This window comes from Methyloceanibacter sp. (assembly GCF_051306395.1).
Lineage (GTDB): Bacteria > Pseudomonadota > Alphaproteobacteria > Rhizobiales > Methyloligellaceae > Methyloceanibacter.
Map to the genome: position 1 here is coordinate 1 of NZ_JBPPND010000103.1, position 6,169 is coordinate 6,169.

The following is a 6,169-nucleotide window of genomic DNA, read 5'->3' on the forward strand; positions in this document are numbered from 1 at the left end:
CGTGGCCGCGGCATATCGAGAACGCATTTCCCGTTTGACCCGGAATGTGAGATGCGCACCTTTGCCCCTGGCCTTAGAGTGCGCCCAGTGAAAAAGCCTTGAGGGAGGAGCCTTCGATGAGCCGCCTGTACGGACCGCAGCACCGCGCGTTTCAGGATCATTTTGACAGCCGCCGCATGGCCGACCGCATCGAGCAGATCGCGGCGCAGACCGAGATCGACGATGCCGCCAAGGCGTTCATCGAAAGCCGCGACATGTTCTTCCTGGCGACGGTCGATCACAATGGCCGGCCCACGGTGTCATACAAAGGCGGCGATCCCGGTTTCGTGAAAGTGCTGGATGCCGGGACGATCGCGTTTCCGAGCTATGACGGCAACGGCATGTATCTGTCGATGGGCAACCTGAAGTCCCATCCGGACATCGGCATTCTGTTCATCGCCTTCGACCGCCCGTTCCGCTTGCGGCTGCAAGGCCGGGCGGAGATCGTGATGGACGGACCCGACATGGACCTGTTCAAGGAAGCCGAGATGGTCGTCCGCGTGGCGGTCTCCGATGTCTGGATGAACTGTCCGCGCTACGTGCACCGCTACGAGAAGGTCGAGATGTCGCGCTATGTTCCGCGCGAAGAGGCCGAGACACCGCTATGCGAATGGAAGCGCATCGAAGGACTTGAAGATGTACTGCGGCCGGACGAGCTCGCGGCCGTCGAAGAGGCTGGCCAGATCACGCAAGACGAATGGATGGAGCACGTCTTCAGCGGCGACGGCAAAGCCTGAGGACAGCGAACAGGAATTCCAAGGACCGGCACGAACACCATGGCTCTCAAAGTCGCCTTTCAGATGGACCCGATCGAGCGCATCGATATCAAGGGCGATTCCACGTTCGCCCTCCTGCTCGAAGCGCAAGGCCGCGGCCACGACGTGTTCTACTACACGCCCGCGGACCTCTCGCTGCGCGACGGCAAGCTCATGGCGCAAGGCCATAGCCTCACGGTGGAGGACAAGCCCGGCGATCACTACCGGCTCGCGCATCCGCGCACGGAGGACCTCGCCGGCTACGACGTGGTGCAGCTTCGCCAGGACCCGCCTTTCGACATGGCGTACATCACCACGACACATCTTCTGGAGCGCTTGCAGCCCGGCACGCTCGTGGTCAACGACCCGGCGGCGGTGCGCAATGCGCCGGAGAAAGTCTTCGTGCTCGACTTTCTCGATCTGATGCCGCCCACGCTGGTGACGCGCTCGCTCGACGAAATCCGGCGCTTCCGCGAAGAGCACAAGGACATCGTGGTGAAGCCGCTCTACGGCAATGGCGGCGCCGCGATTTTCCGCATCGCCGAGGGCGACACCAATCTCAATTCGCTGATCGAGCTGCTCGGCATTACCTTCCGTGAGCCGATCATGGTGCAGCGCTACCTTCGGGAAGTGCGCGGGGGCGACAAGCGCATCATTTTGGTGGATGGCCAAGTCGCGGGCGCCATCAATCGCGTCCCAGCCGCGGACGAGACACGCTCCAACCTGCATGTGGGCGGGACCGCGGAAGCGACAACGCTGACCGCGCGAGAGAAGGAGATCTGCGCGCGGCTCGGGCCCGAGCTCAAGAAGCGCGGGCTGATCTTCACCGGCATCGACGTGATCGGCGATTATCTCACCGAGATCAACGTCACCTCGCCCACGGGCATCCGCCAAGTGAAGGCGTTCGGCGGACCGGACATCGCCGCCATGATCTGGGACGTGGTCGAGAAGAAGGTGGCGGCGCGCAGGTAGAAAGGGAGGACGCGATGTCAGATGATCCCGAGGGACCCGGCGCGCTGTTCGACGCGCATTGCGCGGCCGAGTTCGTCACGCACGACGTCGACGCCACCATGGCGACGATGGGCGATCGCCCGCATATCACCAACGTACCGACCATGACGGGAGGCTTGGGGCGCGAGGCGGTGCGGCATTTCTACGACAGCTGGTTCGTCGGCCATCTGCCCGAGGATTGGACCGTCGAATTACTGTCGCGCACCGAAAGCAAGGACCAGGTGGTCGACGAGGTGATCGCCAGCTTCACCCACGATTGCCCGATGGAGTGCTTTCTGCCGGGCGTTCCGCCTACCGGCCGCAAGGTGACCATCCCGCTCGTGGTGGTGGTCGGCGTCAAAAACGGCAAGGTCGCGCATGAGCACATCTATTGGGACCAGGCTTCGATGCTCGTGCAGATCGGGCTGCTCGATCCCGCGGCGTTGCCGGTGACAGGCGCCGAGCAGACGGCGCGGCTGCTCGACCCGAGCTTGCCGTCGAACACGCTCATTCCCAAAGGCTGACCTCAGATTTATCCCCGCGCAGATCGCCACCACGGCGAGATAGGCGGCGATGAATGAGGAGCGCGCGCGTCCGAAGGGCTTTCGGCATGCGCCGATCAAAGCACACCTCCGGCGGCTGCGCAGGCCCATAATGTTCTTATATTGTTCTTGTCGTGGCGCGCCGGGTTCGCTACAATGATCGCATTAAAAACGGGGGTTTCGCATGTCGCCCGGGTTACCACGGTCGCCTTCGAGGGCATCGAAGCCCGCGCCGTGGACGTGCAAGTCCAGATCAGTCCGGGCATGCCCGCCTTCACCATTGTCGGGCTTCCCGACAAGGCCGTGGCCGAGAGCCGCGAGCGGGTGCGCGGCGCGCTGAACGCCATCGGCCTCGCGCTGCCGCCGAAGCGCATCACCGTCAATCTCGCGCCCGCCGATCTGCCGAAGGAAGGCAGCCATTACGACCTCCCCATCGCGCTCGGAGTGATGGCGGCGATCGGCGCGGTTGCCCGCGATGCCATCGAAAGCTATTGCGTGCTGGGCGAGCTCGCGCTCGACGGGTCCATCGCCACCATTGCCGGCGCGCTGCCTGCGGCCATCGGCGCGAACACCCTCGACAAAGGCCTGATCTGCCCGGCCGCGTGCGGGCCGGAGGCCGCCTGGGCCGCCTCCGACATGCCGATCCTGGCGCCCGCCGATCTCCTCCAGCTCATCAACCACTTCAAGGGGCTTCAGACCTTGCGGCGGCCGGTGCCCAACCCCGACCCGGGCGATGACGCCATGCCGGACTTGCGCGACATCAAGGGCCAGGAGACGGCCAAGCGCTCGCTCGAAGTGGCCGCGGCCGGCGGACATCATCTTCTCATGATCGGCCCGCCCGGCGCCGGCAAGTCGATGCTGGCGAAGCGGCTCCCCTCCATCCTGCCGCCGCTCGAGCCCGCCGAGATGCTGGAAGTGAGCATGATCCGCAGCCTCGCCGGCGATCTCGCGGGCGGCCGCATCGGGCGGACCCGCCCGTTCCGCGCGCCGCATCACTCGGCGAGCATGGCGGCCTTGGTCGGGGGCGGCACCAGGCCGCGCCCCGGGGAAGCGGCGCTGGCTCATCTCGGTGTGCTGTTCCTCGACGAATTGCCCGAGTTCAACCCGCAAGTGCTCGATGCGCTCCGCCAACCGCTCGAGGCCGGCGAAACGGTCATCGCCCGGGCCAATCACCGCATCGCCTACCCGTCGCGCATCCAACTGATCGCCGCGATGAATCCGTGCCGCTGCGGGCACGCGGGCGCGCCCGGCCATGTGTGCCGTCAAGGGCCCTCTTGCGCCGAGCGCTACCAGGCGCGCATCTCGGGACCCATGCTCGACCGCATCGATCTCCAGATCGAAGTGCCCGCGGTGTCGGCCGCCGATCTCGTGTTGCCCCAGCCTTGCGAAGGCAGCGCCGAAGTGCGGGCCCGCGTGGCCGCGGCGCGCCAGATCCAGACCGGGCGCTATGCGGGCCTTGGCTTGCCGCGCGTGCGCACCAATGCCGATTGTGACGGTGCTCTCCTCGAGGAGATCGCCGCACCGGAGAAGCAAGGCCTTTCTCTGTTGCGCGAGGCCGCCAATGCGCTGTCTCTCAGCGCGCGGGGCTATCACCGGACGCTGCGTGTCGCGCGGACGCTCGCCGACCTCGACGGAGAGGGCAAAGTCGCCCGCATCCATATCGCCGAGGCCCTGAGCTATCGCGGCGAAACCTTGCGCCGGGCCAGGGCGGCGGCGTGAGCGCCGCCCGCCGCTAAAGGTTTTTCAAGCTTTCTCTGGTTTTCTTGGCGCCAATGAAACCGGCGGGCTCAAAGCCCGTCGATAACAATCGGCGTCAAACAGTGCAGCGTATGATCCGGCAGAGCTTCGGCGCTGACTGCGCCGGTGGGATGGGCGTGCGAGTGGCCTTTGGGCTGTTCGCACTGGCGCTCATCGCGCTTTCTTTTGTGCTTCTCGGCACCACCACCACGCTGGCGCTATTGCCCTTGGTGCTCGGCGTCACGTTGCTGGCCCTGGTCGCCAACCGCAAATCCGACGCGGGCGAAGCGCGGCTGGAAGCGATGGCCACCCGGCTCGACTCTAGCCTTGAATCCCTGAAAGACCTGCAATGGGAGGTCCGCGAGCGCGAGGCGCGCTATCGCGACCTGCTCGATTACCAAGGCGACGTGATCTCGCGGCGCGACGCGGACGGGCGCCTCTCCTTCGTCAACGATGCCTTCTGCCGGACCTTCGGGCTCGCGCGCGAGACGGCGCTCGGACAGGCTTTCCAGCTTCCCGTTCTCAACAGCGACCGGAAGGACGATGCGCCGCCGGATCACGATGAGCGCACCAGCCGGGTGGTCGAGCTCTCGACGACGGCCGGGCCGCGCTGGTTCGTTTGGGAGGATTTTCCCGTCGCCGGCGAAGACGGCAGCGTGCGCGAGGTGCAAAGCGTCGGCCGGGACATCACCGAGCAGCGCGCGGCGGAGATGGCACTGGCGCAAGCGCGCGATCACGCGATGACCGCAAGCCACGCGAAGTCGCGCTTCCTCGCTTCGATGAGCCACGAAATCCGCACGCCGATGAACGGCATTCTCGGCATGACCGGGCTCCTGCTCGACACGCAGCTCTCGCCGGAACAGCGCACCTATGCGCGCGCCATCTCCACCTCGGCGACCACGCTGCTCTCGCTTATCGATGAGGTGCTCGACTTCTCAAAGATCGAAGCAGGCAAGATCGAGCTGCGCACCGCACCCTTCGAGATATCCGACGCCGCGCAAGGCGTCATCGAGCTGCTGGCGCCGCGTGGCCGTGACAAGGGGCTCGAGATCGGCTGGTTCGCCGCGCCCGACCTGCCGAAGACAGTGATCGGCGATGAGATGCGCGTGCGCCAGATCCTGATGAATCTCTTGGGGAACGCCATCAAGTTCACCGATCAGGGCGGCGTGGCTTTGACGGTCGTCCCGGCTCCGGCATCCGCGAAGGACGGCGGTGCGGTGGTGCGTTTCGCCGTGCGCGATACTGGCCCCGGCGTGGCGCCGCAGGCGCTGGAGCGCATCTTCTCCGAGTTCGAGCAGGCCGAGCAGGGGCCCGCGCGGCGCCATGGCGGCACGGGACTCGGCCTAGCAATCTCCAAACGTCTGGTCGACGAGATGGGCGGCCGGGTCGACGTGACGAGCGTACCCGGCGCCGGCGCGACCTTCACCGTCGATCTGCCATTCGCCACGCCCGCGCAGGTCCCGCAGCTTGGCGCGGACTGGCCCAAACCGCACGCGGGCGAGCGGGTGCTGATCGTGCTGGACGGTGCGATCGAGGCGGCGCTCGCGGGCGACCTCCTGGTCGCCATGGGCGCCAGCGTGGCACGGGTGAAGGCGGAGGAGGCTCTGCGCGTGGCACGGCATGCAGCCGAGGAGGGCATGCCGTTCACCGCGCTCCTGACCGATAAGGCCAACGCCGCGGCCGCGAGCCGCGTCATGCCGCTACTGCGCGCTTGTGCCGATGGGCGCGCCCCGCGGGCCGTGGTGACCATCGACCCGGGCCAGCGCAGCGACATTCCACGTTTCCGCGAGGAGGGTTTCAACGGCTATCTGGTGCGCCCGGTGCGGCCAATGTCTGCACTGACCCAGCTCTTCAATACGGACGGCGCACGCCCGTCCGGCAGCACGGCCGCAAGCGAGCCTCGCCGTGCGCCGCTCGAGAAGGCCGGCACCAGCGAAGGTATTTCGGTGCTGCTGGCCGAGGACAACGACATCAACGCGCTGCTCGCGCGAACCGTGCTGGAGAAGTCGGGCGCGCAGGTCACCCACGCCAGGGACGGCGCCGAGGCGATCGGCAAGGCGCGAGCCGCGCTCGCGCAAGGCCACAGCTTTGACCTCGTGCTGATGG

Annotated in this window: 5 protein-coding genes; all 5 read left to right on the plus strand. The window is 66.6% G+C overall.

Annotated elements, in window-relative coordinates:
• Nucleotides 1-116 precede the first annotated feature (116 nt).
• Nucleotides 117-776, plus strand: coding sequence for a pyridoxamine 5'-phosphate oxidase family protein (locus ACSLE4_RS05815; protein WP_435903535.1), 660 nt, complete (start codon nt 117-119; stop codon nt 774-776).
• Nucleotides 777-815: 39 nt separating this feature from the next.
• Nucleotides 816-1,766, plus strand: coding sequence for a glutathione synthase (gshB, locus tag ACSLE4_RS05820; protein WP_435903536.1), 951 nt, complete (start codon nt 816-818; stop codon nt 1,764-1,766).
• A 14-nt stretch (nt 1,767-1,780) separates the two neighbouring features.
• The gene (locus tag ACSLE4_RS05825) at nt 1,781-2,308 is read left to right on the plus strand and encodes a nuclear transport factor 2 family protein (protein WP_435903537.1); all 528 of its coding nucleotides are present in this window, start codon (nt 1,781-1,783) and stop codon (nt 2,306-2,308) included.
• Nucleotides 2,309-2,482: 174 nt separating this feature from the next.
• Nucleotides 2,483-4,045 carry a YifB family Mg chelatase-like AAA ATPase gene (locus ACSLE4_RS05830; RefSeq protein WP_435903538.1) on the plus strand — a complete coding sequence of 521 codons (1,563 nt, stop codon included), beginning with the start codon at nt 2,483-2,485 and terminating at the stop codon, nt 4,043-4,045.
• Between the two features lie 110 nt (nt 4,046-4,155).
• On the plus strand, nt 4,156-6,169 hold a 2,014-nt coding region (locus ACSLE4_RS05835), incomplete at its 3' end, for an ATP-binding protein (protein ID WP_435903539.1).

What these genes read in the sequence shown, in the direction of transcription:
- ACSLE4_RS05815 (WP_435903535.1), top strand. Translation starts at nt 117, where the DNA reads ATGAGCCGCCTGTACGGACCGCAGCACCGCGCGTTTCAGGATCATTTT.
- gshB (WP_435903536.1), top strand. Translation starts at nt 816, where the DNA reads ATGGCTCTCAAAGTCGCCTTTCAGATGGACCCGATCGAGCGCATCGAT.
- ACSLE4_RS05825 (WP_435903537.1), top strand. Translation starts at nt 1,781, where the DNA reads ATGTCAGATGATCCCGAGGGACCCGGCGCGCTGTTCGACGCGCATTGC.
- ACSLE4_RS05830 (WP_435903538.1), top strand. Translation starts at nt 2,483, where the DNA reads ATGATCGCATTAAAAACGGGGGTTTCGCATGTCGCCCGGGTTACCACG.